The 20,696-nt window shown below is 65.7% G+C and carries 24 protein-coding genes; 19 read left to right on the top strand and 5 right to left on the bottom strand.

Annotated features, from left to right (window positions below):
• From WBB14_RS17110 to ppa, 12 genes are all read left to right on the top strand, one after another.
• On the top strand, positions 1–269 hold a 269-nt coding region (locus tag WBB14_RS17110; protein WP_424240888.1), incomplete at its 5' end, for a 4'-phosphopantetheinyl transferase superfamily protein.
• 81 nt (positions 270–350) lie between these two features.
• Entirely contained in the window at positions 351–953 is a 603-nt protein-coding gene (locus WBB14_RS17105) for a DUF2889 domain-containing protein (protein WP_332011764.1), read from the top strand.
• 10 nt (positions 954–963) lie between these two features.
• Positions 964–2,124, top strand: coding sequence for an ADP-forming succinate--CoA ligase subunit beta (sucC, locus tag WBB14_RS17100; protein ID WP_013392544.1), 1,161 nt, complete (start codon positions 964–966; stop codon positions 2,122–2,124).
• A gap of 22 nt (positions 2,125–2,146) precedes the next feature.
• Positions 2,147–3,028: a succinate--CoA ligase subunit alpha gene (sucD, locus tag WBB14_RS17095; RefSeq protein WP_013392545.1), complete on the top strand. Its 882-nt coding sequence runs from the start codon at positions 2,147–2,149 to the stop codon at positions 3,026–3,028.
• A 355-nt stretch (positions 3,029–3,383) separates the two neighbouring features.
• Entirely contained in the window at positions 3,384–4,082 is a 699-nt protein-coding gene (locus WBB14_RS17090) for a TerC family protein (RefSeq protein ID WP_424240887.1), read from the top strand.
• A 112-nt stretch (positions 4,083–4,194) separates the two neighbouring features.
• Complete coding sequence (locus tag WBB14_RS17085; RefSeq protein ID WP_424240889.1) at positions 4,195–4,914, top strand: TerC family protein; 720 nt, start codon at positions 4,195–4,197, stop codon at positions 4,912–4,914.
• Positions 4,901–5,023: a hypothetical protein gene (locus tag WBB14_RS17080; protein WP_006218348.1), complete on the top strand. Its 123-nt coding sequence runs from the start codon at positions 4,901–4,903 to the stop codon at positions 5,021–5,023. Before WBB14_RS17085 ends, WBB14_RS17080 begins: the two co-directional genes overlap by 14 nt.
• Positions 5,024–5,032: 9 nt before the next feature.
• Positions 5,033–5,980 (top strand): hydroxymethylbilane synthase, encoded by a 948-nt coding sequence (gene hemC / locus WBB14_RS17075; protein WP_424240886.1) that lies wholly within the window; start codon positions 5,033–5,035, stop codon positions 5,978–5,980.
• Positions 5,980–6,798 carry a uroporphyrinogen-III synthase gene (locus WBB14_RS17070; protein WP_424240885.1) on the top strand — a complete coding sequence of 273 codons (819 nt, stop codon included), beginning with the start codon at positions 5,980–5,982 and terminating at the stop codon, positions 6,796–6,798. Before hemC ends, WBB14_RS17070 begins: the two co-directional genes overlap by 1 nt.
• Positions 6,799–6,835: 37 nt before the next feature.
• On the top strand, positions 6,836–8,029 hold the full coding sequence (locus WBB14_RS17065; protein ID WP_424240884.1) for a uroporphyrinogen-III C-methyltransferase: 1,194 nt from the start codon (positions 6,836–6,838) through the stop codon (positions 8,027–8,029).
• A 5-nt stretch (positions 8,030–8,034) separates the two neighbouring features.
• Positions 8,035–9,657, top strand: coding sequence for a heme biosynthesis HemY N-terminal domain-containing protein (locus WBB14_RS17060; protein ID WP_424240883.1), 1,623 nt, complete (start codon positions 8,035–8,037; stop codon positions 9,655–9,657).
• Positions 9,658–9,689: 32 nt separating this feature from the next.
• Positions 9,690–10,220, top strand: coding sequence for an inorganic diphosphatase (ppa, locus tag WBB14_RS17055; protein WP_207466202.1), 531 nt, complete (start codon positions 9,690–9,692; stop codon positions 10,218–10,220).
• A gap of 12 nt (positions 10,221–10,232) precedes the next feature.
• Here the strand turns inward: ppa and WBB14_RS17050 are convergent, their stop codons facing one another.
• The 4 genes from WBB14_RS17050 to WBB14_RS17035 form a co-directional block, all read right to left on the bottom strand.
• Positions 10,233–11,063 carry an IclR family transcriptional regulator gene (locus tag WBB14_RS17050; protein ID WP_424240882.1) on the bottom strand — a complete coding sequence of 277 codons (831 nt, stop codon included), beginning with the start codon at positions 11,061–11,063 and terminating at the stop codon, positions 10,233–10,235.
• Positions 11,064–11,078: 15 nt separating this feature from the next.
• A complete protein-coding gene (locus tag WBB14_RS17045) occupies positions 11,079–11,840 on the bottom strand; it encodes an SDR family NAD(P)-dependent oxidoreductase (RefSeq protein WP_424240881.1) in 762 nt (253 codons plus the stop codon).
• Positions 11,840–13,051 (bottom strand): ABC transporter substrate-binding protein, encoded by a 1,212-nt coding sequence (locus WBB14_RS17040; protein ID WP_424240880.1) that lies wholly within the window; start codon positions 13,049–13,051, stop codon positions 11,840–11,842. Before WBB14_RS17040 ends, WBB14_RS17045 begins: the two co-directional genes overlap by 1 nt.
• Positions 13,052–13,119: 68 nt before the next feature.
• Entirely contained in the window at positions 13,120–13,518 is a 399-nt protein-coding gene (locus WBB14_RS17035) for a cupin domain-containing protein (RefSeq protein ID WP_173143134.1), read from the bottom strand.
• Positions 13,519–13,692: 174 nt separating this feature from the next.
• Here WBB14_RS17035 and WBB14_RS17030 point away from each other — a divergent pair, with 174 nt between their 5' ends.
• The 7 genes from WBB14_RS17030 to WBB14_RS17000 all read left to right on the top strand — a co-directional run bounded on the left by WBB14_RS17030 (position 13,693) and on the right by WBB14_RS17000 (position 19,167).
• Entirely contained in the window at positions 13,693–14,472 is a 780-nt protein-coding gene (locus WBB14_RS17030) for an SDR family NAD(P)-dependent oxidoreductase (protein WP_424240879.1), read from the top strand.
• A gap of 10 nt (positions 14,473–14,482) precedes the next feature.
• Entirely contained in the window at positions 14,483–15,244 is a 762-nt protein-coding gene (locus WBB14_RS17025) for an ABC transporter ATP-binding protein (protein WP_424240878.1), read from the top strand.
• Between the two features lies 1 nt (position 15,245).
• Positions 15,246–15,938, top strand: a complete 693-nt coding sequence (locus tag WBB14_RS17020; RefSeq protein ID WP_424240877.1) for an ABC transporter ATP-binding protein — start codon at positions 15,246–15,248, stop codon at positions 15,936–15,938.
• Positions 15,939–15,951: 13 nt separating this feature from the next.
• A complete protein-coding gene (locus tag WBB14_RS17015; RefSeq protein ID WP_424240876.1) occupies positions 15,952–17,829 on the top strand; it encodes an ABC transporter permease in 1,878 nt (625 codons plus the stop codon).
• On the top strand, positions 17,829–18,131 hold the full coding sequence (locus tag WBB14_RS17010) for a Dabb family protein (RefSeq protein WP_424240875.1): 303 nt from the start codon (positions 17,829–17,831) through the stop codon (positions 18,129–18,131). The genes WBB14_RS17015 and WBB14_RS17010 overlap by 1 nt, the downstream gene beginning before the upstream one ends.
• Before the next feature lie 166 nt (positions 18,132–18,297).
• Positions 18,298–18,993, top strand: a complete 696-nt coding sequence (locus tag WBB14_RS17005) for a fumarylacetoacetate hydrolase family protein (RefSeq protein ID WP_042792659.1) — start codon at positions 18,298–18,300, stop codon at positions 18,991–18,993.
• Positions 18,994–19,035: 42 nt separating this feature from the next.
• Positions 19,036–19,167 carry an entericidin A/B family lipoprotein gene (locus WBB14_RS17000; protein WP_013392563.1) on the top strand — a complete coding sequence of 44 codons (132 nt, stop codon included), beginning with the start codon at positions 19,036–19,038 and terminating at the stop codon, positions 19,165–19,167.
• Between the two features lie 66 nt (positions 19,168–19,233).
• On the opposite strand, the gene WBB14_RS16995 is transcribed toward WBB14_RS17000, so the two are convergent.
• Positions 19,234–20,696 (bottom strand): PhoH family protein (locus WBB14_RS16995; RefSeq protein WP_424240874.1); only part of this gene is annotated, 1,463 nt, incomplete at its 5' end.

Below are 20,696 nucleotides of genomic sequence, written 5' to 3'. Positions count from 1 at the left end.
ACGCGGACGTGCTGGCGCTCTACTGCGGCCCGCAGGCGGCCGCCGAACTGGCAGCCAGTCCGCCCGGGGGCCGGGCGGATGCCTTCGCTCGGGCCTGGAGCGCATTGGAAGCGCGCCTGAAAGCCTGCCGGCGCGGGCTGGAGGAATACTCGCCGCAGCGCGAGCAGCACCTGGCCGCCGCCCGGCTCACCTGCCAGGTCCGGCACCAGGGCTTGTGGGCCGCCGCCGCCCTCTGCGGCGGCGCGCCAGGCGCCGGGCAGGGGGCTTGATCGCAGGCTGCCTGCGCTATACTTTGAAGGTTTTGTTGCCGCGCACCATGCGCAGGCATCTTCGCCCCGCAGGCCCCCAGCATGCCCTTGCCACCGCCGGACTATCCTCGCCAACCATTGCATACGCGTTCCATACGCGTGCAGTCGTATGCGCGCGAAGACGGGCTCTGGGACCTGGAAGCCGAGCTGATCGACGTCAAGGCGTACGATTTCCCCAAGCGCGACGGCGAGATGTTCAAGGCCGGACAACCCATCCACCACATGCATCTGCGCATCACCATCGACGAAAATTTCTCGATCGTGGCAGCGCAGGCCGTCTATGACGCGGCTCCCTATGGCGAGCATTGCATGGCCATCGAACCGGCTTACACTGATCTGATCGGCATGAACCTGCTCAAGGGGTTCCGCGGACAGGTCAAGGAGCGGTTCGGGCACGTGGAGGGCTGTACGCACATGACCGAGCTGTCGCAGGTGCTTCCCACCGCGGCGGTCCAGACCATGGCCAACCGCCGGCGGCAGGAAAACAACCCGAACCGGCGTCCATTCCAATTGGACGGCTGCCATGCGCTGAGCACTGGCGGCCCGGTGGTGGCTGAGCACTATCCCAAGTGGTACACGGGGGGTAGCGCTGAGGCATCGGCCGATTCGTCCTCCGATTCACCTTCTTTTTCTCATACGTCCTGACAGGTAACACATGAAAATCCACGAGTATCAAGGCAAGGAACTGCTGAAGCAATTTGGCGTCCCCGTGCCGCGCGGGATTCCCGCTCTTTCCGTCGACGAGGCCGTGGCTGCCGCTGAAAAGCTGGGTGGACCGGTGTGGGTCGTCAAGGCACAAATCCACGCGGGCGGCCGCGGCAAGGGCGGCGGCGTGAAGCTGGCGCGCTCGCTGGACGACGTCCGCAAGCTGGCCTCGGAAATCCTGGGCATGCAGCTGATCACGCACCAGACCGGCCCGGAAGGCCAGAAGGTCCGCCGCCTGTACATCGAAGACGGCGCCGACATCCAGAAGGAATACTACGTGTCGCTGGTCACCGACCGCGCCACCCAGAAGGTCGCCTTCATCGCCTCCAGCGAAGGCGGCATGGACATCGAGGAAGTGGCCCACTCCACTCCCGAAAAGATCATCACCGAATACATCGATCCGCTGACCGGCCTGTCGGCCGAGCAAGCCACCAAGATCGCCAACGCGATCGGCCTGCCCGCTGATTCCACCGCCCAAGCCGTGGACGTGTTCCAGAAGCTCTACAAGTGCTACATGGACACCGACGCTTCCCTGGTCGAAATCAACCCGCTGAACCGCGACAGCAAGGGCAACATCATCGCCCTGGACGCCAAGTTCAACTTCGATCCCAACGCCCTGTTCCGCCACCCGGAAATCGTCGCCTACCGCGACCTGGACGAAGAAGATCCGGCTGAAATCGAAGCCAGCAAGTTCGACCTGGCCTACATCCAGCTCGACGGCAACATCGGCTGCCTGGTGAACGGCGCCGGCCTGGCCATGGCCACGATGGACACCATCAAGCTGTTCGGCGGCGAGCCGGCCAACTTCCTGGACGTCGGCGGCGGCGCCACGGCCGAGAAGGTCACGGAAGCCTTCAAGATCATGCTCAAGAACAAGAGCGTGAAGGCCATTCTGGTCAACATCTTCGGCGGCATCATGCGCTGCGACGTCATCGCCGAAGGCGTGATCGCTGCTTGCAAGGCCGTCAACCTGAACGTGCCGCTGGTCGTCCGCATGAAGGGCACCAACGAAGAACTCGGCAAGAAGATGCTGGCCGACTCCGGTCTGCCGATCATCAGCGCCGACACGATGGCCGAAGCCGCCACCCGCGTCGTAGCCGCCGTCAAGTAAAGAAAAATCCAAGGATTCACAAATGTCGATTCTGATCAACAAGGACACCAAAGTCATCACCCAGGGCATCACGGGTAAGACGGGCCAGTTCCATACCCGCATGTGCCGTGAGTACGCCAATGGCAAAGCCGCTTTCGTGGCTGGCGTGAACCCCAAGAAGGCGGGTGAAGACTTCGAAGGCGTGCCGATTTTCGCTTCGGTGAAGGACGCCAAGGCTGACACCGGCGCAACCGTGTCCGTCATCTACGTGCCGCCCGCGGGCGCCGCCGCCGCCATCTGGGAAGCCGTCGAGGCCGAACTGGATCTGGTGATCTGCATCACCGAAGGCATCCCGGTCCGCGACATGCTGGAAGTCAAGAACCGCATGAAGGCCAAGGGCAGCAAGACCCTGCTGCTGGGCCCGAACTGCCCGGGTCTGATCACCCCCGACGAAATCAAGATCGGCATCATGCCCGGTCACATCCACCGCAAGGGCCGCATCGGCATCGTCAGCCGTTCGGGCACCCTGACGTACGAAGCCGTGGCGCAAGTCACCGAGCTGGGCCTGGGTCAATCCAGCGCCGTCGGCATCGGTGGCGATCCCATCAACGGCCTGAAGCACGTCGACGTGCTGAAGATGTTCAATGACGATCCCGACACCGACGCCGTCATCATGATCGGCGAAATCGGCGGTCCGGACGAAGTCAACGCCGCCGAGTGGGCCAAGGACAACATGAAGAAGCCGGTCGTCGGCTTCATCGCTGGTGTCACCGCTCCTCCCGGAAAGCGCATGGGCCACGCCGGCGCGCTGATCTCCGGCGGCGCCGACACTGCCGACGCCAAGCTGGAAGTCATGGAAGCCTGCGGCATCCGCACCACGCGCAACCCGTCCGAAATGGGCAAGCTGCTCAAGTCGGTGCTGTAAAAGCGCCAGGCCAGACGTCGGGCGCCTTCGGTGTCCGGCGTCTGCCGCCTTCTGGCGGGAGGCCTGGCCCCGGCGTCAAACCCCTGATGTCCGGCGCTTGCGTCCCGCTTATGGAAAGCCCGCTACGGCGGGTTTTTTTTCGCCTTTTTTTCGGCAATCCTAGGGAAATCCCGTGTCCATGCCGCGGCCTGGGAAACATACGGAAAGCTGAACGAAACTATAATGAAAGAAACTTCGCACGTACCAGGCAAGAATGCCGCCAGGCTCGCACCAAGGCGGTCAGTACGTCTTTTTCATCTTATTTCACCCATTCATTTGGTTTGTCCTAGGGGGATCACACCTAGGAAAGAGAGGCATGGAACTTAGTTCAGCGGCATTCTGGATAGCGTTGCTCCAGATCATTTGGGTCAATATTCTGCTATCGGGCGACAACGCCGTGGTTATTGCGCTGGCGGCGCGTTCGCTGCCTCCGGCCCAACAGAAAAAAGCGATCGTGGTCGGCTCCGCCGCGGCGATCATCATGCGTATCGTGCTGACGCTGGTAGCGGCCAAGCTGCTGTTGCTGCCGTGGCTCAAGCTCATCGGCGCGCTGCTCCTGGTTTACATCGGCGTGACGCTGCTGTTGCCCGAAGGCGAGGAAGACGGGGCCGGCAAGACGCAAGGCAATCTGCTGACCGCAATCCGCACTATCATGATTGCCGACCTGGTCATGAGCCTGGACAATGTGGTGGCCGTCGCCGCCGCCGCCATGGGCGACACGACCTTGCTGGTGTTGGGCCTGGCCATCAGTATTCCGCTGGTCATCTTCGGCAGCACGCTGCTTCTGAAGGTCATCGAGCGCTTCCCGATCATCGTCTGGGTGGGCGCGGCGCTGCTGGGGTTCATCGCTGGCGAACTGCTGGTGGGCGACCCGGCCTTGCAGGAACCGGTGGCGCGTATCGACGCGGCTCTGGGGATCACGCAGCACAGCTTTGAGCTGATGACGGGCGTGCTGGGCGCGGTGCTGGTGTTGGCTATCGGCAAAGTTTTGCTGATGCGCCAGAAAGCTGACTGAAAGCTGAATTATACTAATAAGTTGTACTGAATAAGCTCGCCGCGCCATGCGCGGCGAGTCATGCCGGACCGGGACCGGCCACTCTTTTCATAAATGCCTTCGGGGGTTCATAGTGCTTGAGTTTTTCCAGACGCTGAGTTGGACAGCGGTATTCCAGATCATCCTCATTGACATCCTGCTCGGCGGCGACAACGCCGTCGTGATCGCGCTGGCCTGCCGCAATCTGGCGCCCAAGCAGCGCATGCAAGGCATTCTGTGGGGTACCGCGGGCGCCATCATCCTGCGCGTGGTCCTGATCGCCTTCGCCCTGACCCTGCTGTCGATTCCCTTCCTGAAGGTCGTGGGCGGCCTGCTGCTGGTCTGGATCGGCGTCAAGCTCCTGATCCCCGAGGATGATGCCCATGGCAACGTCAAGGGCGGGACATCCATCGCCGCCGCGATCAAAACCATCATCATTGCCGACTTCGTGATGAGCCTGGACAACGTGATCGCCATCGCCGGCGCGGCCCAGAACGCCCACGCCGACCATCAGATCGGCCTGGTTGCCTTCGGCCTGATCGTCAGCGTGCCGATCATCATCTGGGGCAGCACCCTGGTGCTCAAGCTCATCGACCGCTATCCGCTGGTGATTACGTTGGGCGCGGCTTTGCTGGGCTGGATCGCCGGCGGCATGCTGATTACCGATGTGGTTGTCGAGCGTCAATTCGGCGTTCAGCCCACTACGGTTAAAATCGCTGCAGAAATTATCGGCGCCTTGCTCGTTGTTGTCCTTGGACGGTGGCTGGCAAGCCGCAAAACCGCTTCCAAGGAATCAGCACATGAGTCTGCGTAGATCCGTCGATCCCCAGCAATCCGAATCGGGCCTGAGCCTCCTTCAGGGCCTTTTCGTGCTGGCCATCCTCGGGGTAGTCGCGACGGTCATCGTCTCCAATTTCGTTTGATGCCGTCTCGTGTCTCTACCGCAACGCCTGGTCATCGCGACCCGCGCCAGCCGGCTTGCCCTGTGGCAAGCCGAGCATGTGCGCGACCGGCTGCGCACGCTGTACCCGGCGTGCGCGGTTGAGCTACTCACCCTGACGACCCGAGGCGATCAGATCCTCGACCGCACGCTCTCCAAGGTGGGCGGCAAGGGTCTCTTCGTCAAGGAACTCGAAAACGCGCTGCTCGACGGGCGGGCCGATCTGGCCGTGCACTCCTTGAAGGACGTGCCGGTCGATCTGCAGGCCCCGTTCGAGCTGTGCGCCGTCCTCGATCGCGCGGATCCGCGCGATGCCTTCGTCTCCAACACGCATGACACGCTGGCTGATCTGCCGGCGGGCGCTGTCGTGGGCACTTCCAGCCTGCGGCGCGAATCCCAGATCCGCGCGCGCTATCCCGAACTGGTGGTGAAGCCGCTGCGCGGCAATCTCGACACGCGCCTGGGCAAGCTCGACAAGGGCGAATACGACGCCATCGTGTTGGCCGCCGCCGGCCTGGATCGACTGGGCCTGGGATCGCGTATCCGCAGCCTGCTCGAGCCGGAAGACAGCCTGCCGGCGGCCGGGCAGGGCGCCCTGGGTATCGAGATCCGCGATGACCGCGACGATATGCGCGCCTGGTTGGCGCCGCTGATCAGCGCGGGCACGACTTCCTGTGTGGTGGCCGAACGCGCCGTCTCCCGCAAGCTGGGCGGCTCCTGCCAGGTGCCCCTGGCGGCGTACGCCGAGATCGCCGACGGCACATTGTCGCTGCGCGCGCTGGTGGCGTCGCCCGACGGCGTGCGCATGGTCCATACGTCCCGCAGCGGGCCCGTGGCGGATGCCCAGGCCATCGGCGAGGCGGCGGCCCAGGCGCTGCTGGACGCGGGCGCGCAGGACATACTGCGCGAGCTGCTGCAAGACGAACCCAGGCCCGACTGATGGCGCTGGCGTCCGCAGCCGCCGAACTGCCGCGGGTGGCCATCCTGACGCGGCCCGACGGCCGCAACGAGGCGCTGGCCGGCCGCCTGCTCGGCGCCGGCTGGACGCCCTGCATACTTCCCGCCCTGGAAATCCAGGCCTTGCCGGCCGCGGCTGGAGGGCCTCCACGTCCCTCCGACTACGACATGGTGGTGTTCGTCAGCGGCAACGCGGCCAGGCTGTACCTGGAGCAATGGGCCCAGGCGGACGGGCCCGTACCCTGGCCGGCTGGCGTCATCGCCGCCACCGTCGGGCCAGCCAGCGCCCAGGCCTTGCGCCAGTCCGCCTGTTTTGGCGCGAATACAACAGTTCTGCATCCCCCCGAGAGCGCTCCCAGCCACGATTCCGAGGCTCTCTGGCAGGTCTTGCAGGGGCTGGCGCAACGACCCCGCCGCGTACTGCTGGTGCGCGGCACGCAGGGCAGGGACTGGCTGGGCGATCAGCTCGAGGCGCACGGCGCTGCGGTGACCCGCCATGCTGCCTACCTGCGCCGCCCCGCAAGCTGGGACGCCGATCAACTCGCCAGCCTGCGGTGCTGGGCCGGCGCAGACGTTCCGGCCACTTGGTTGATCACCAGCGGCGAGGGCGCGGACGCGCTGCGGACCGGCCTGGACGCGGCCGGCCTGGCGGACTGGTGGGCGCGGTGCCGCTTCGTGCTGACGCATCCCTCCCTGGAGCGCCGCGTGCCACAGGCCTGTCATGAAGCCGGGGTGCCGCCGATGGTAAAAATCTGCTTGCCCAACGACGAGTCGATATTCCAGGCTTTTGTTGCTGCTTGATTCGTTGCATCGGACTGACACCGAATACAATCGCGTCATGACAGACAAGACTCCCGCTACCGATCCGGTCGTTCCGACGGCCGCCCCGGGTGCAAGCGCGCCCGCGCCGGCCCCGGCCGATTCCGTCAAGGCCCGCCCGGCCAAGCGTGGCAGTGGCCCGCTGGTCCCCGCCCTCATCATTCTCATCCTGCTGGCAGCCGGCCTGGGTTACGCCCTCTGGATGCAGCGCACCCAGTTCGTATCCGCCGGCCGCGAGGTCGCCACGCGCCTCGAAACGCTGACCGCCGATCTCGCGCAGGCCCGCAAGGACACGCGCGAAGCCCTGGCCCTGGCGCAAGCCCAGGCCGGCCGCGTCGGCGAACTCGAAGACACCGTGCGTGAAACGCAAAGCCAGTACAACGCCCTGCAACTGGCGTGGCAGAACTTCAACGACAGCGCCAGCGACGAACTGCTGGCCAACGACGTCGAGCGCCTGCTGACCATCGCGAACCAGCAGCTGCGCCTGGCCGGCAACGTCTCCAACGCGATCGTGGCGCTGGAAACGGCGCAATCGCGCCTGGCGCGCGCCGACCGTCCGCGCTTCTCCAGCCTGCAGCAAGCCATCAACGGCGACCTGGACCGCCTGCGCGCCGTCTCGACGGTGGATATCCCCGCCCAGTCGGGCCGCATCGACCGCCTGGTGGCGCTGATCGGCAAGGCGCCCTTGCTGGTGCCGGATGCCGCCGCGCCGGGTGTGGCGCCTGCTGGCGAAAACGCTCCCGCTGCCGCGCCGGCCCCCACGGTCGATCCGCTGGCCGACTTGCCGGCCGACGCTGCCTGGTGGCAGCGTTGGCGCGCCGAGATGGCATCCTGGCCCGGTCGCGCGGGCGCCGCGCTGGCCCATGAACTGGGCGGCCTGATCACGATCCAGCGCGTGGACGAGCCTGCTGCCCTGTTGCTGTCGCCCGACCAGGCCGACCAGGTGCGCGGCATGCTGCGCCAGCGCCTGCTGACGGCGCAACTGGCCATGCTGATGCGCCAGCCCGCCGTGTGGAAGAGCGAACTCGACAACGTCGGCGTCACGCTCGCCAAGTATTTCGACAACCGTTCCCCCGACACCATCGCCGCGCAGGCGCTGGCGCGCGAACTGGCGCAGACCGATATCGCCGTGCGCATGCCGGAAGTGGCTGACAGCCTGAACGCCGTGGCTGCGCTGCGCGCCGCGGGCTTCAAGACCAGCGGGCAGGACTGAGGCTTATGCGTACCTGGTTCTGGACACTGCTGCTCGCCGCCGTCGCCGTCGCCCTGGCGGTGGTGCTGCGTTCACACTCCGGCAACGTGCTGTTGCTGGTTTGGCCGTGGCGCATCAACATGTCGCTGACGCTCGCGGTCCTGCTCATCGTCGCGGCCTTCATCGTGCTGTACGTGGGCCTGCGCCTGCTGGCATGGCTGCTGGCCATTCCCGATCGCGTGCGGGCCTGGCGCGGCAAGCGCGCCCAGGCCCGCGACCACGAGTTGCTGGAGCGCGGCTGGATCGGCCTGCTGGAAGGGCGCTACACCACCGCCGAAAAAGATCTCACCAAGCTGCTGGACCAGACCAAGGTCCAGACGCGTCGCGTGTTGGCGGCCTTGTCCGCAGGCCGCGCCGCGCATGGCCTGGGCGAGTTCGACCGCCGCGACCGCCTGCTGGCGACCGCGCAGGAACAAGCCGGCACGGACGCCGGCCTGATCGAAGCCACCGCCACGGTGTCGGCCGACATGCTGCTGGACCAAGGCCGCGCCGAGCGCGCGCTGGGCGTGCTGGAACCGCTGGCCGACGGCGGCGCGCGCCATCTGCACACCATGCGCCTGTTGCTGCGCGCGCATACCGCCCTGCATCACGAGGAACAGGTCTTCACGCTGGCGCGTGGCCTGGTGCGCCGCAATGCCTTGGCCCGTGCCGAAGCCGACCTCCTGATCGACGCTTCGGGCGCAGCGCGCCTGCGCGCCGCGGCGGCTGGCGGCAGCGAGGCCTGGCGCGCCATCTGGAAGGACCTGAAGGCCGAGGAACGGCTGCTGCCGGAAATCGCGCTGGCGGGGGCCGCTGCATTCGAGGCCGCCGGCGAAGCCAGCGAGGCCGCGCGCGTGCTGGAAGCCGCGGTCGCCGTGAAGTTCAATCCGGCCCTGGTGGCGGCCTATGCGCGCTGTGAAGCCGAGCAGGTTTCGCGCCGGCTGGCCCGCGCCGAGACCTGGCTGCAACAGCGTCCCACCGATCCCGACCTGCTGACCGCGCTGGGCATGCTGTGCCTGAACGGGCAGCTCTGGGGCCAGGCCGAACGCTATCTGCTGCGCAGCCTCAGCCGCCGCAGCGACGCGCAGACACATGCGCTGCTGGGCAGCCTGTATGACCGCCTGGACCGTCCCGCCGACGCGGTGCGCCACTGGCGCCTGGCAACGGCGGCCAGCATGGCGCTGCCGGTGCTGGCGGCGGATGCCGCCTTGCCCGCCGCGGATACCGGATCCGATCCCTATCGCGTGGATGCCGAAGGAGGTTATGCGGTGGGCCTGTCCGATACCGACAGCGACGCCGAGCTGGGCGGCGATTACCCGGCGTTGCCGCCGGCCGTGGCTGCCTCGGCCTCCGACTACGTGCTGGATCCGGATGCCCGCGTGAACAAGGAACAGCGCGAACGCGCGCTGGCTCCCGAGGACGCCCCGCTGGCTGGCGGTGGGACCTCCGACATCGACGAGTACTTCGATAGCGCCCCCATCCCGGCGGCGGCTTTCGATGATCCCGTGCCCACGTACGCGCCGGCTACGCCCGCAGGGCCCAAGCCCGCGCCGGCCGCCGCGCCCGTGCCGGCGACCAAGCCGCCGTTCAAGGACGACGGCTCGATTTGAACAATCCTTCAGACACACAACAAGGTTGAATCATGAGTCTTGATCGCGTCTCCCCTGGCAAGAAGCTGCCGGAAGACTTCAACGTCATCATCGAAATCCCCATGAACGCCGACCCGGTGAAGTACGAGGTCGACAAGGACACGGGCGCGATTTTCGTTGACCGCTTCATGCTGACCGCCATGCACTATCCGTGCAACTACGGCTACATCCCGCAAACCCTGTCCGAAGACGGCGACCCCGCCGACGTGCTGGTGCTGACCCCGTTCCCGATCCAGATCGGCGCGGTCGTGCGCTGCCGCGCCATCGGCGTGCTGGAAATGGACGACGAATCGGGCGGCGACGCCAAGCTGCTGGCCGTGCCGATCGAAAAGCTGTACCCCCCGTACCGCAACATCAAGTCCTACGAAGATCTGCCGGCCGAAGACATCGCCCGCATCCAGCATTTCTTCGAGCACTACAAGGACCTGGAAAAGGGCAAGTGGGTCAAGGTCAAGGGCTGGAAGGGCCTGGACGCCGCGCACGAGGAAATCGTCCGCAGCGCCGAGCGCTACAACAAGGCCTGATCGTTCAGGGCCCTATACCTGGCTGGCGTTGCGCTTGGCGGGTGTTTTAATGCGGCGCGGCCGCGACGGCATGATGCCGATCGCCGCCGCGCCGTTGCTTTGCGGGGCCTGCAGATTGCGCGACACCTGCGCGGCCGCGACCTGGATGCGGGCTTGCAGCGTCTCCAGCCGCTCGGTCGAAGTGCGCGCTTCCGCGGCGATGAACACCAGGCTGCCCACGACCTTCTGTTCCGCGCTGAAGATGGCGGAGCCTATGCCTATCAGCCCGCGGTCGACCTCGCCGTGCGACACGTAGACGCCGGCGGCGCGCAGCCGCTTGAGGTTGGCGCGGAACTCATCCCAGTCTTCGCCCAGTCCGGCTTCGCGGATTTCCGCTGCGTGCCACAGCATCAGGTTGCGCAGCTGGTAAGGCGGCAGATTAGCCAGGATGGGCTTGGCCGTGGCGCCATGGAACATGGTGTAGGGGCGGCCGCGCGCATAGCTGGATTCGATGGAGTCGTCGGTCCAGTAGCGGTCCACGCACATGACCTTGTCGCCGTAGTAGTTGCACAGCATCAGATTGGCATGCAGCTCGTCGCCGGTGGCGCGCATGACCTCGCGCGCCGCGCGCATCAGCGGGTCGTGCTGGCGCAGGTGGCGGTCCAGCTCGATGATGCGCGATCCCAGCACGTAGGCGCCGCCCGAAGTGGGCGCGAGCAACCCGCTTTCGGTCAGCGACTTCAGATAGCGGTACGCCGTGGCGCGCGAGCAGTCCAGATGCGCCATGACGTCTTCCTGGAACGCGGCGGTGGTGTCATCGCGAAAGAGGTCGAGGATGGACAACATGCGGTCTGGAGTGCTCATTGCGGGAGGGCGCGCCTAGTGAATGTGGAAGCCGCCATTGACGTCGACCACGATGCCGGTTGAGTAGGAGGACAGGTCCGAGGCCAGGAAAAGTATGGCCTGCGCGACTTCGGCGGGCGAGCCGAAGCGCTGTAGCGGAATGCCCTGTTTGAGTTCTTGTTCCCAATTTTCGCCGAATTTCCCCAGCGTCATGTCCGTTTCGATGATGCCGGGCGCCACGCAGTTGGCGCGCACGCCGCGCGGGCCGAGTTCCCGGGCCAACGCCTTGGTGAAGCTGATGACGCCGCCCTTGGATGCGGCATAGTGCGAGCCGCCCAGCAGGCCGCCGCCGCGCAGGGCGGCGGTGGAGCCCAGGTTGACGATAGCCGGGCGCCGCGGGCTTTGCAGCAATTCGGGTAGCGCTGCGTGCGTGACGTTGTAGGTGCCGGTCAGGTTTACTTCGACCATGCGGCGGAACTCGTCCTCGGGCAGGTCCCAGATGCGCGTGGCGGCGACGATGCCGGCATTGTTGACCAGCACGTCGATGCCGCCGAGCGCATCCCTGGCGCGCGCGACCGCCGCTTCGCAGGAAGCCCTGCGCGACACGTCGCAGTGCAGGTCGATGCGGCCAGCGGCCAGCACCGCGCTGGCGCCTTCCGGATAGGCCTGGTCCAGCACGGCGACGGTCGCACCCTGCGCGATGAAAAGGTCGACGATGGCGGCGCCTATGCCACGGGGGTTGGCGCCCCCCGTGACAATGGCGCGCTTGCCGGCCAGCAGCCCAAGCGCGCCGTCCATCACGATTTCACCAGCGGGCAGGCGCCGTCCTTGAGCGGGCGGAAGGCCTGTTCGGCGGGAATCTTGCGCACCAGGTTGTAGTAGTCCCAGTCGCGCTTGGATTCGGACGGCTTCTTGACCTGGAACAGGTAGAGGTCGCGCATGATGCGGCCGTCCTCGCGGATGCGGCCGTTCTCGGTCATGAAGTCGTTGATGGGCGTCTCATGCATTTTCTTGAGCACCGGCTCGGAAGCGTCGGTGCCGGCCGCCTTGATGGCGTTCAGGTAGTGCATGGTGGCGCTGTAGTTGCTGGCCTGGACCATGGACGGCATGCGGCCGGTGCGCTTGAAGTAGCGCTCGGACCATTGCCGCGACTTGTCGTCCAGGTCCCAGTAGAAGGGCTCCACCAGGTTCAGGCCCTGCGCGTATTCCAGTCCCACGCTGCGCACGTCCACGATGCTCATGAAGAGGGCGGCCACGCGCTGTTTGCTGCCCATGATGCCGAACTCGAACGCCTGCTTGATGCTGTTGATGGTGTCGCCGCTGCCGTTGGCCAGGCCGATCACCTGCGCCTTGGACGCTTGCGCCTGTAGCAGGAACGAAGAGAAGTCGGAGCTGGCGATGGGATGGCGCACGCTGCCGACCACCTGTCCGCCCTTGGCCTTGACCACGGCCATGGCGTCGCGCTCCAGCGAATGGCCAAAGGCGTAGTCGGAGGTGATGAAGTACCAGCTCTTGCCGCCGTCTTCCATGACGCCGTTGGCCACGCCGGTGGCGTAGGCATAGGTGTCGTAGGTCCAGTGCATGCCGTTGGGCGAGCAGGCCTTGCCGGTCAGGTCGGCCGAGCCGGCGCTGGTGAAGATCACCACGCGCTTCATCTGGCGGGTCAGGTCCTGCACCGCCAGCGCGATGGCGGAGTTGGGCACGTCCAGGATCAGGTCCACCTTGTCGTTCTCGTACCAGCGGCGCGCGGTCGCCACGCCGATGTCTACCTTGTTCTGGTGGTCGGCCGAGATCACTTCGATGGGCTTGCCCAGCACGGAGCCGCCGAAATCCTCGACGGCCATCTTCACGGCTTCCACGCCGAACTTGCCGGACAGGTCGGCCATCATGCCGGACTGGTCGCCCAGCACGCCGATCTTCACGACGTCATCCGACACTTGCGCTTGGGCGGATACGGACAGGGCGCCCAGCACGCAGGCAGCCAGGCTGTTCTTCAAACGGGTCTTCATGGGTATGTCTCCTCGGGGGCTTTGTTCTTGCGCGCCGCCCTGTGCCGGACGGTCGCGCCGGGTTCGGCTTATTCCAGCGTCTGGCCGGCGTAGGCGTCGATGAACATATTGGGTTTCAGGAAAAAGCTGAGCACCAGGGCGCCGTTGGGCGCGCGCGCCACGTGCTGGTTGCCGCGCGGGCGCCACACGTAGTCGCCGGCGCAGACTTCGCCTTCGGCGTCGACGATCGAGCCTTCCAGCACGAAGGTCTGCTCGACCTCCACGTGCTCGTGCAAGGGCAGTTCGGTGCCGGGCTGCCAGCGGAACAGGGCGGTCAGGAGGCCGGTCTCCTTGTCTTGCATCAGCACCTTCATGTCTATGCCTGCCACTTGCGTGGGTTTCCATGGCAGATCAGCAACCTTGAGGAAGCGTGAAGCCAGGGGCGGCAAGGCGTTGGCTGCGGGGCAGCCGGGAGTTTCCAGGGCCATGATGTCTCCTACCAGAACTCTTTATGAGAGATAAAGAAAAAATCTTGTTATTGAGTGTTTAAAAATAGTCGCGTATATTGAGATTTATGTCAATCATGTTTTCGCCGGGCGCAAGCATGCAGCGACACAGGCCGGGCCAAGAAATCCGGCACATATAAGACCAAGGAGACAAGCTTGAAACACGACTATCTGGACCGCACGTTCGGTCTGGCGGGGCGCGTCGCGCTGGTGACTGGCGCGGCCAGGGGGCTGGGTTATGCCATCGCGCGGGCATTGGGCCAGGCGGGCGCCCAGGTGGTAATCAACGATCTGTCCAGCGAGGCCTGCGCCGCTGCCTGCGAGCGCCTGGGGGCCGAAGGCATCAAGGCCCATGGCGCGCCTTTCGACGTCGCCGACGAAAAGGCGGTGGCCGACGCCGTCGCACAGCTGGAGAGCGCGGGGCTGGCGATCGACGTGTTGGTCAGCAATGCCGGCAACCAGAACCGCAAGCCGGTGGTGGAAATGAGTTCCGCGGAATGGCAGGCCTTGCAGAACGTGCACGTCAACGGCGCCTTCCATTGCGCGCGGGCGGTGCTGCCCGGCATGGGCAAGCGCAGCTTCGGCCGCATTGTGCTGATGTCGTCCGTGGCGGGGCAGGCCACCATGCCCAACATCGCCGCCTATGCCACGGCCAAGGGCGCGATCGCGGCCTTCGCCCGCGCACTGGCGGTCGAATACGGCGCCAGCGGCATCACCTGCAATGCGCTGGCGCCCGGCTTCGTGCGTACCGATTTCACGCAGGGGCTGCAGGACAATCCGCAGTTCCAATCTTTCCTGGCCTCGGCGGTGCCCGCCGGCCGCTGGGCCGCGCCGGAAGACATCGCGCCGGCCGTCGTCTACCTGGCCTCGCCGGGCGCCGCGTTCGTCAACGGGCACGTCCTGGCGATCGACGGCGGCCTGCTGGCCCGCATGTAGGAGCGCGCCCATGAACACCCCAGCGGTCCTGTCCGCGCAGGGATTGATCAAGCGGTTCGGCGGCTTCAATGCTGTCGACGGCGTCTCCCTGTCGCTGCGCGAAGGCTCCATCCATGCCTTGATCGGCCCCAACGGCGCAGGCAAAACCACCTGCTTCAACCTGCTGACCAAGTTCCTCACGCCCGACGCGGGCGTCATCCATTACCGCGGCCGCGACATCACGGCGCTGGCGCCCGAGCAGATCGCGCGCCTGGGCATCGTCCGCTCGTTCCAGATATCCGCCGTGTTCCTGGGCCTGACGGCGCTGCAGAACATGCGCGTGGCGCTGATGCGCCAACACGGCGACGGCTGGCGCTTCTGGCGCAGCCGCAGCAGCATCGACCGCCTGAACGGACGCGCCATGGAACTGCTGGATGCCGTCGGCCTGAGCGGCCTGGCGCATACCACTGCAGCCCTGTTGCCCTACGGCCGCAAGCGCGCGCTGGAGATCGCGATGACCTTGGCGCTGGAACCGGAAATCATGCTGCTGGACGAGCCCATGGCGGGCTTGGGCCAGGAGGACGTGACCCGCATCGCCGCGCTGATCCGGCGCGCGTCGGCCAACCGCAGCATCCTGATGGTCGAGCACAACCTGTCGGTGGTGGCGGACCTGTCCGACACCATCACGGTGCTGGCGCGCGGTGCGGTGCTGGCCCAGGGCGACTACGCCACCGTGTCGACCGACGAGCGCGTCATCACGGCATACATGGGTTCGGATGAGGAGGCGCACTGAGATGCTGGCGATCAAGGACCTCAACGCCTGGTACGGCGAATCCCACGTGCTGCATGGCGTGGACATGGAAGTGCAGCGCGGCGAACTCGTCACCATCCTGGGCCGCAACGGCGCGGGCAAGACCACCACGCTGCGCGCCATCATGGGCATCATGGACAAGCGCCGCGGCTCCATCCGCCTGAACGGCCACGAGACCGTGGGCATGGCGCCGCACCGCATTCCGCGGCTGGGCGTGGTGTATTGCCCGGAAGAGCGGGCTGTGTTCCGCAGCCTGGACGTGACCGAGAACCTGATGCTGCCGCCGCGCCTGGCCGACGGCGGCATGTCGCTCGACGAAATCTACACGCTGTTTCCCAACCTGCGCGAGCGCAGCGCCAGCTCCGGCGGCAACCTGTCGGGCGGCGAACAGCAGATGCTGGCGATCGCGCGCATCCTGCGCACGGGCGCCCAGCTCATCCTGCTGGACGAGCCCACCGAGGGCCTGGCGCCCGTCATCGTGCAGCAGATCGGGCAGGCCATCCGCACCTTGAAGGAGCGCGGCTTCACCATCGTGCTGGTCGAGCAGAACTTCCGTTTCGCGACCAAGGTGGCCGATCGTCACTACGTCATGGAGCACGGCTGCGTGGTCGACCAGCTGTCGGCGGAAGAAGCGCGCAACGATCCCGAGCGGATCAAGCGCCGCCTGGGTGTCTGAGGGGAGAATCCACGTGTTCGAAATTTTCGGCGTGCCGTCCACGGCACTATTCGGCCAGCTGCTGCTCGGCCTGATCAATGGTTCGTTCTACGCGCTGCTGTCGATCGGGCTGGCGGTGATCTTCGGCCTGTTGAACATCATCAACTTCGCCCATGGCGCGCAGTACACCGCGGGCGCGTTCCTGGCCTGGATGCTGCTGAACTATCTGGGCGTGAACTATTGGGCCGCGCTGGTGCTGGTGCCGCTGATCATGGCCGTGTTCGCCGTCGTGGTCGAGCGCCTGCTGATCTCGCGCACCTACCGCATGGACCACCTGTACGGCCTGCTGCTGACCTTCGGCATCGCGTTGCTGATCGAAGGCGGCTTGCGGCAGGCCTACGGCGTGTCGGGGCTGCCCTACACGATACCCAAGGCGCTGACCGGCGGCGTCAACCTGGGCTTCATGTTCCTGCCCTGGTACCGCGGGTGGGCGGTGGCGGTGTCGCTGGTGCTGTGCCTGGCGGTCTGGGTGCTGATCGAGAAGACCCGCGTGGGTGCGATGCTGCGCGCGGCCACGGAAAACCCGACGGTGGTGCGCTCCTTCGGCATCAACGTGCCGTTGCTCATCACGCTGACCTATGCGCTGGGCGTGGCGCTGGCGTCGGTGGCGGGCGTGATTGCCGCGCCCATCTACCAGGTCAGTCCGATGATGGGCTCCAACCTGGTGGTGGTGGTGTTCGCGGTGGTGGTGATCGGCGGCATGGGCTCCATCATGGGTGCCATCGTCAGCGGCTTCGGACTGGGCATCATCGAAGGCCTGACCAAGGTGTTCTATCCCGAGGCCGCCAACCTGGCGATCTTCGTCATCATGGTGCTGGTGCTGCTGTGCAAGCCCGCCGGCCTGTTCGGCAAACCCCTGCAGGTGCAGAACGTGCTGGCCGCCGAGGCGACGCGCGAGCCGGTGCAGTTGAGCCGCCGCGGCATGCGCGTGGCGATGGCCGTGCTGGCCCTGGCTGCCCTGGTCGCGCCCTGGTTCATCTACCCGACCTTCCTGATGAAGGTGCTGTGCTTCGCGCTGTTCGCCGCGGCCTTCAATCTGCTGGTGGGCTATGTGGGCCTGCTGTCGTTCGGCCACGCCGCATTCTTCGGCGCGGCCGCCTATGCCACCGGCATCGTGATGAAGCTGCTGAGCGCCACGCCCGAGCTCGGCCTGCTGGCCGGGGTGTTGACGGGCGGGCTGCTGGGCCTGGCGTTCGGCGCCATTGCAATCCGGCGCCAGGGCATCTACTTCGCCATGATCACGCTGGCGCTGTCGCAGCTGGTCTACTTCATCGCGGTCCAGGCGGGCTTTACCGGGGGCGAGGACGGCCTGCAGAGCGTGCCGCGCGGCAAGCTGTTCGGCATTTTCGACCTGGAAGGCGTGATGCCGATGTATTACTTCACGCTGGCGGTGTTCGCGCTGGGCTACGCCTTCGTGCTGCGCGTGCTGAATTCGCCCTTTGGCGAAGTGATCCGTTCGGTGCGCGACAACGAACAGCGCGCGCGTTCGCTGGGGTACTCCACGTCGCGCTACAAGCTGATGGCGTTCACGCTGTCGGCCTCGGTGGCGGGGCTGGCCGGCGGCCTGAAGGTACTGGTGTTCGGCGTCGCGTCGTTGACCGACGTGCATTGGCACGCCAACGGCGAAGTGGTGCTGATGGCGCTGCTGGGCGGCATCGGCACGGTGTTCGGCCCGCTCGCCGGCGCCTTCACCTTCGTGTCGCTGCAGAACTACCTGGCGCCGCTGGGCTCATGGGTGCTCATCGTCCAGGGCGCGATCTTCGTACTCTGCGTCCTCTTGTTCCGCGATGGCATCATGGGGCTGGTCTCGCGGGCCTGGCTGGCGCTTACCCGCAGCAAAAAGGAATCCTGATGTTCTTGCATGTCGTAATGCTGCAACTGTCCAGCGCCGCCGACGCGCGCTTCCATGGCCGCGTCCAGGACTATTGCCAGCGCATCCTGGCCGAGTGCGAGGGGGTGGCGGGGTACGCCTTCCGGCCCAACCAGGCCAGCCGTGCGGACGGCCTGACCCACGCCGTGGTGGCGGCTTTCGCGGACAGTCCCGCGCATGACCGCTACCAGGTTTCCCCGGCGCATCAGGAAATGAAGGCCTATATGGCCGGCTTCATCGAGCGCCTGGTGGTGTACGACGGGGAAATTCCTACTTTCAGCTGAACGTCCCGGACCGCGCCTTGCCTCCCGGAAAGGGATAAACTCGCGGATGACTTTTCACTGTCCGGCCCGTCTCCAGAGGGGCTGCCCGCGGTAGCGGGCGCCCCGCGGGCCTGGCTGTATTCTTCTGCCGGATTCCGGCCACGTATTCTTCATAGGTCGAGTGAACATGGACTACGTATTGCCTCCCCAGCCGCCCGTCGCGGTTCCCGTTGCCGGCAGCGCCGCGCTGTTCCCGGTGCGCCGCGTCTATTGCGTCGGCCGCAACTACGCCGAACACGCCAAGGAAATGGGCTTCACCGGCCGCGAGGATCCGTTCTTTTTCTGCAAGCCGGCTGATGCCGTGCTGAGCGTGGCCGACGGCGAAACCGGCAAGATGCCGTATCCGCCCAAGACCTCCAACCTGCACTACGAAATGGAACTGGTCGTGGTGCTGGGCAAGGGCGGCCGCGACATTCCGGTGGAACAGGCCAATGATTGCGTGTGGGGCTATGCGCTGGGCCTGGACATGACCCGCCGCGACCTGCAAGGCGAAATGAAGAAGCAGGGCCGCCCCTGGGAAATCGGCAAGGCCTTCGACCTGTCCGCGCCGCTGGGCCCGATCCATCCGCGCAGCGTCGTCGGCACCCTGGAAAAGGGCGCCATCTGGCTGGACGTGAACGGCCAGCGCAAGCAGTCCAGCGACATCTCGCAGATGCTGTGGAACATTCCTGAGAGCATTTCCTACCTGTCCGGCCTGTTCGAACTGCAACCCGGCGACATCATCTTCACCGGCACGCCCGAAGGCGTGGGCGCCGTGCTGCAAGGCGACGTGATCACCGGCGGCGTCGAAGGCCTGGGTGAACTCCGCGTCCAGATCGTTTAAAGTACGCTCCGGATCCGATTTCATCACTTCAGGAGCGCCAGCATGCGCAGCAAGATCGTGCTGACCGCCTTCGTCGTGTTCGGCTTTGTCCTCGCCGGTTGCAATACCGTCGCGGGCATGGGCAAGGACATGTCCAAGGCTGGCAGTGCCATTACCAATGCCGCCGACAAGTAATTGTCGCCATCGGCGAAAAAAAAGCCCCTTGATCGCTCAAGGGGCTTTTTCTTTGGTGGCAACGGTTTACAGCACGTCCCCGGCATAGTCGGCCAGGCGCGAACGCTCGCCGCGCTGCAGCGTGACGTGTCCTGAATGCGGCCAGCCCTTGAAGCGGTCGACCACGAAGGTCAGGCCGGAACTGCCTTCGGTCAGGTAGGGCGTATCGATCTGGGCAACGTTCCCCAGGCAGATCACCTTGGTGCCTGGGCCCGCGCGCGTGACCAGCGTCTTCATCTGCTTGGGCGTCAGGTTCTGCGCCTCGTCGATGATCAGGTACTTGTTCAGGAAGGTGCGGCCGCGCATGAAGTTCAGGGACTTGACCTTGATGCGCGAACGGATCAGGTCCATGGTGGCGGCGCGCCCCCAGTCCCCGTTGCCTTCGCCTTCACCCATGTTCAGGACGTCCAGGTTGTCTTCCAGGGCGCCCATCCAGGGCAGCATCTTCTCTTCTTCCGTACCCGGCAGGAAACCGATGTCTTCGCCGACCGGCACCGTGACGCGGGTCATGATGATTTCGGTGTAGCGCTTGGTTTCCAGCACCTGCGTGATGCCCGCGGCCAACGCCAGCAGCGTCTTGCCCGTGCCTGCCTGGCCCAGCAGCGACACGAAATCGCATTCCGGATTCATCAGCAGGTTCATGGCGAAATTCTGCTCGCGGTTGCGCGCGGTGATGCCCCAGACATTGTTCTTGCCGTGGGTGTAGTCGCGCAGCGTCGCCAGCACCGCCATCTTGCCGCTGACCTCGCGCACTTGCGCGTACAGGGGCATCTGGCCTTCGAAGTAGACGAACTGGTTGACCACGAACTGCGAGCACAGCGGACCGTGGATGCGGTAGAAAGTGGTGCCGCCCTGTTGCCAGGACTCCACATCCTTGCCGTGCTTGTTCCAGAAGTCCTCGGGCAGCTGCATCACGCCCGAATACATCAGGTCCGAGTCTTCCAGCACATGGTCGTTGAAGTAGTCTTCCGCAGCCATGCCCAGCGCGCGGGCCTTCAAGCGCATGTTGATGTCCTTGGACACCAGCACGACTTCGCGTTGCGGGTACTTTTCCTGCAGGGCCCGCACCACGCCCAGGATCTGGTTGTCGGCCTTGCCCATGGGCAGGTCGGAGGGCAGGGTGCTGTGGATCGCGGTCGTCTGGAACATCAGGCGGCCGGTGGCGTCCTTGTTCCCCAGCTTGGCGAGTTCCAGCCCTTCGTCGAGCTGGCTCGCGTCCTGCACCAGCGCGTCCAGCGAACGGCTGACCTGACGCGCGTTGCGCGCCACTTCCGACATGCCTTTCTTTTGGTGGTCCAGTTCTTCGAGCGTCATCATCGGCAGGAAGATGTCGTGCTCTTCGAAGCGGAACAGCGAACTGGGATCGTGCAGCAGCACGTTGGTGTCCAGCACGAACAGCTTGCGCGGCTCGTTCTGGGCGCGGGGTTTGGCGCGCTTGGCTGCGGCGGGCGCGGGCTTGGCGCGGCGCGTTTCGGTGCGCGCCGCGGGAG

Origin of the sequence: Achromobacter sp. (genome assembly GCF_049647645.1) — a bacterium.
Taxonomy (GTDB): Bacteria; Pseudomonadota; Gammaproteobacteria; order Burkholderiales; family Burkholderiaceae_B; genus Achromobacter.
The sequence above is the reverse complement of the archived record's forward strand: the minus strand, read 5'-3'. Positions and strand labels throughout refer to the sequence as shown.

Excerpts from the sequence above, each read along its gene's own strand:
- WBB14_RS17080 (WP_006218348.1), top strand. The coding sequence starts at position 4,901 with ATGAGTCTGCGTAGATCCGTCGATCCCCAGCAATCCGAATCGGGCCTG.
- sucD (WP_013392545.1), top strand. The coding sequence starts at position 2,147 with ATGTCGATTCTGATCAACAAGGACACCAAAGTCATCACCCAGGGCATC.
- WBB14_RS17035 (WP_173143134.1), bottom strand. The coding sequence starts at position 13,518 with ATGGCCCTGGAAACTCCCGGCTGCCCCGCAGCCAACGCCTTGCCGCCC.
- WBB14_RS17025 (WP_424240878.1), top strand. The coding sequence starts at position 14,483 with ATGAACACCCCAGCGGTCCTGTCCGCGCAGGGATTGATCAAGCGGTTC.
- WBB14_RS17005 (WP_042792659.1), top strand. The coding sequence starts at position 18,298 with ATGGACTACGTATTGCCTCCCCAGCCGCCCGTCGCGGTTCCCGTTGCC.
- sucC (WP_013392544.1), top strand. The coding sequence starts at position 964 with ATGAAAATCCACGAGTATCAAGGCAAGGAACTGCTGAAGCAATTTGGC.
- WBB14_RS17020 (WP_424240877.1), top strand. The coding sequence starts at position 15,246 with ATGCTGGCGATCAAGGACCTCAACGCCTGGTACGGCGAATCCCACGTG.
- WBB14_RS17045 (WP_424240881.1), bottom strand. The coding sequence starts at position 11,840 with ATGGACGGCGCGCTTGGGCTGCTGGCCGGCAAGCGCGCCATTGTCACG.
- WBB14_RS17000 (WP_013392563.1), top strand. The coding sequence starts at position 19,036 with ATGCGCAGCAAGATCGTGCTGACCGCCTTCGTCGTGTTCGGCTTTGTC.
- WBB14_RS17070 (WP_424240885.1), top strand. The coding sequence starts at position 5,980 with ATGGCGCTGGCGTCCGCAGCCGCCGAACTGCCGCGGGTGGCCATCCTG.
- WBB14_RS17040 (WP_424240880.1), bottom strand. The coding sequence starts at position 13,051 with ATGAAGACCCGTTTGAAGAACAGCCTGGCTGCCTGCGTGCTGGGCGCC.
- WBB14_RS17050 (WP_424240882.1), bottom strand. The coding sequence starts at position 11,063 with ATGAGCACTCCAGACCGCATGTTGTCCATCCTCGACCTCTTTCGCGAT.
- WBB14_RS17105 (WP_332011764.1), top strand. The coding sequence starts at position 351 with ATGCCCTTGCCACCGCCGGACTATCCTCGCCAACCATTGCATACGCGT.
- WBB14_RS17060 (WP_424240883.1), top strand. The coding sequence starts at position 8,035 with ATGCGTACCTGGTTCTGGACACTGCTGCTCGCCGCCGTCGCCGTCGCC.
- WBB14_RS17065 (WP_424240884.1), top strand. The coding sequence starts at position 6,836 with ATGACAGACAAGACTCCCGCTACCGATCCGGTCGTTCCGACGGCCGCC.
- WBB14_RS17010 (WP_424240875.1), top strand. The coding sequence starts at position 17,829 with ATGTTCTTGCATGTCGTAATGCTGCAACTGTCCAGCGCCGCCGACGCG.
- ppa (WP_207466202.1), top strand. The coding sequence starts at position 9,690 with ATGAGTCTTGATCGCGTCTCCCCTGGCAAGAAGCTGCCGGAAGACTTC.
- WBB14_RS17090 (WP_424240887.1), top strand. The coding sequence starts at position 3,384 with ATGGAACTTAGTTCAGCGGCATTCTGGATAGCGTTGCTCCAGATCATT.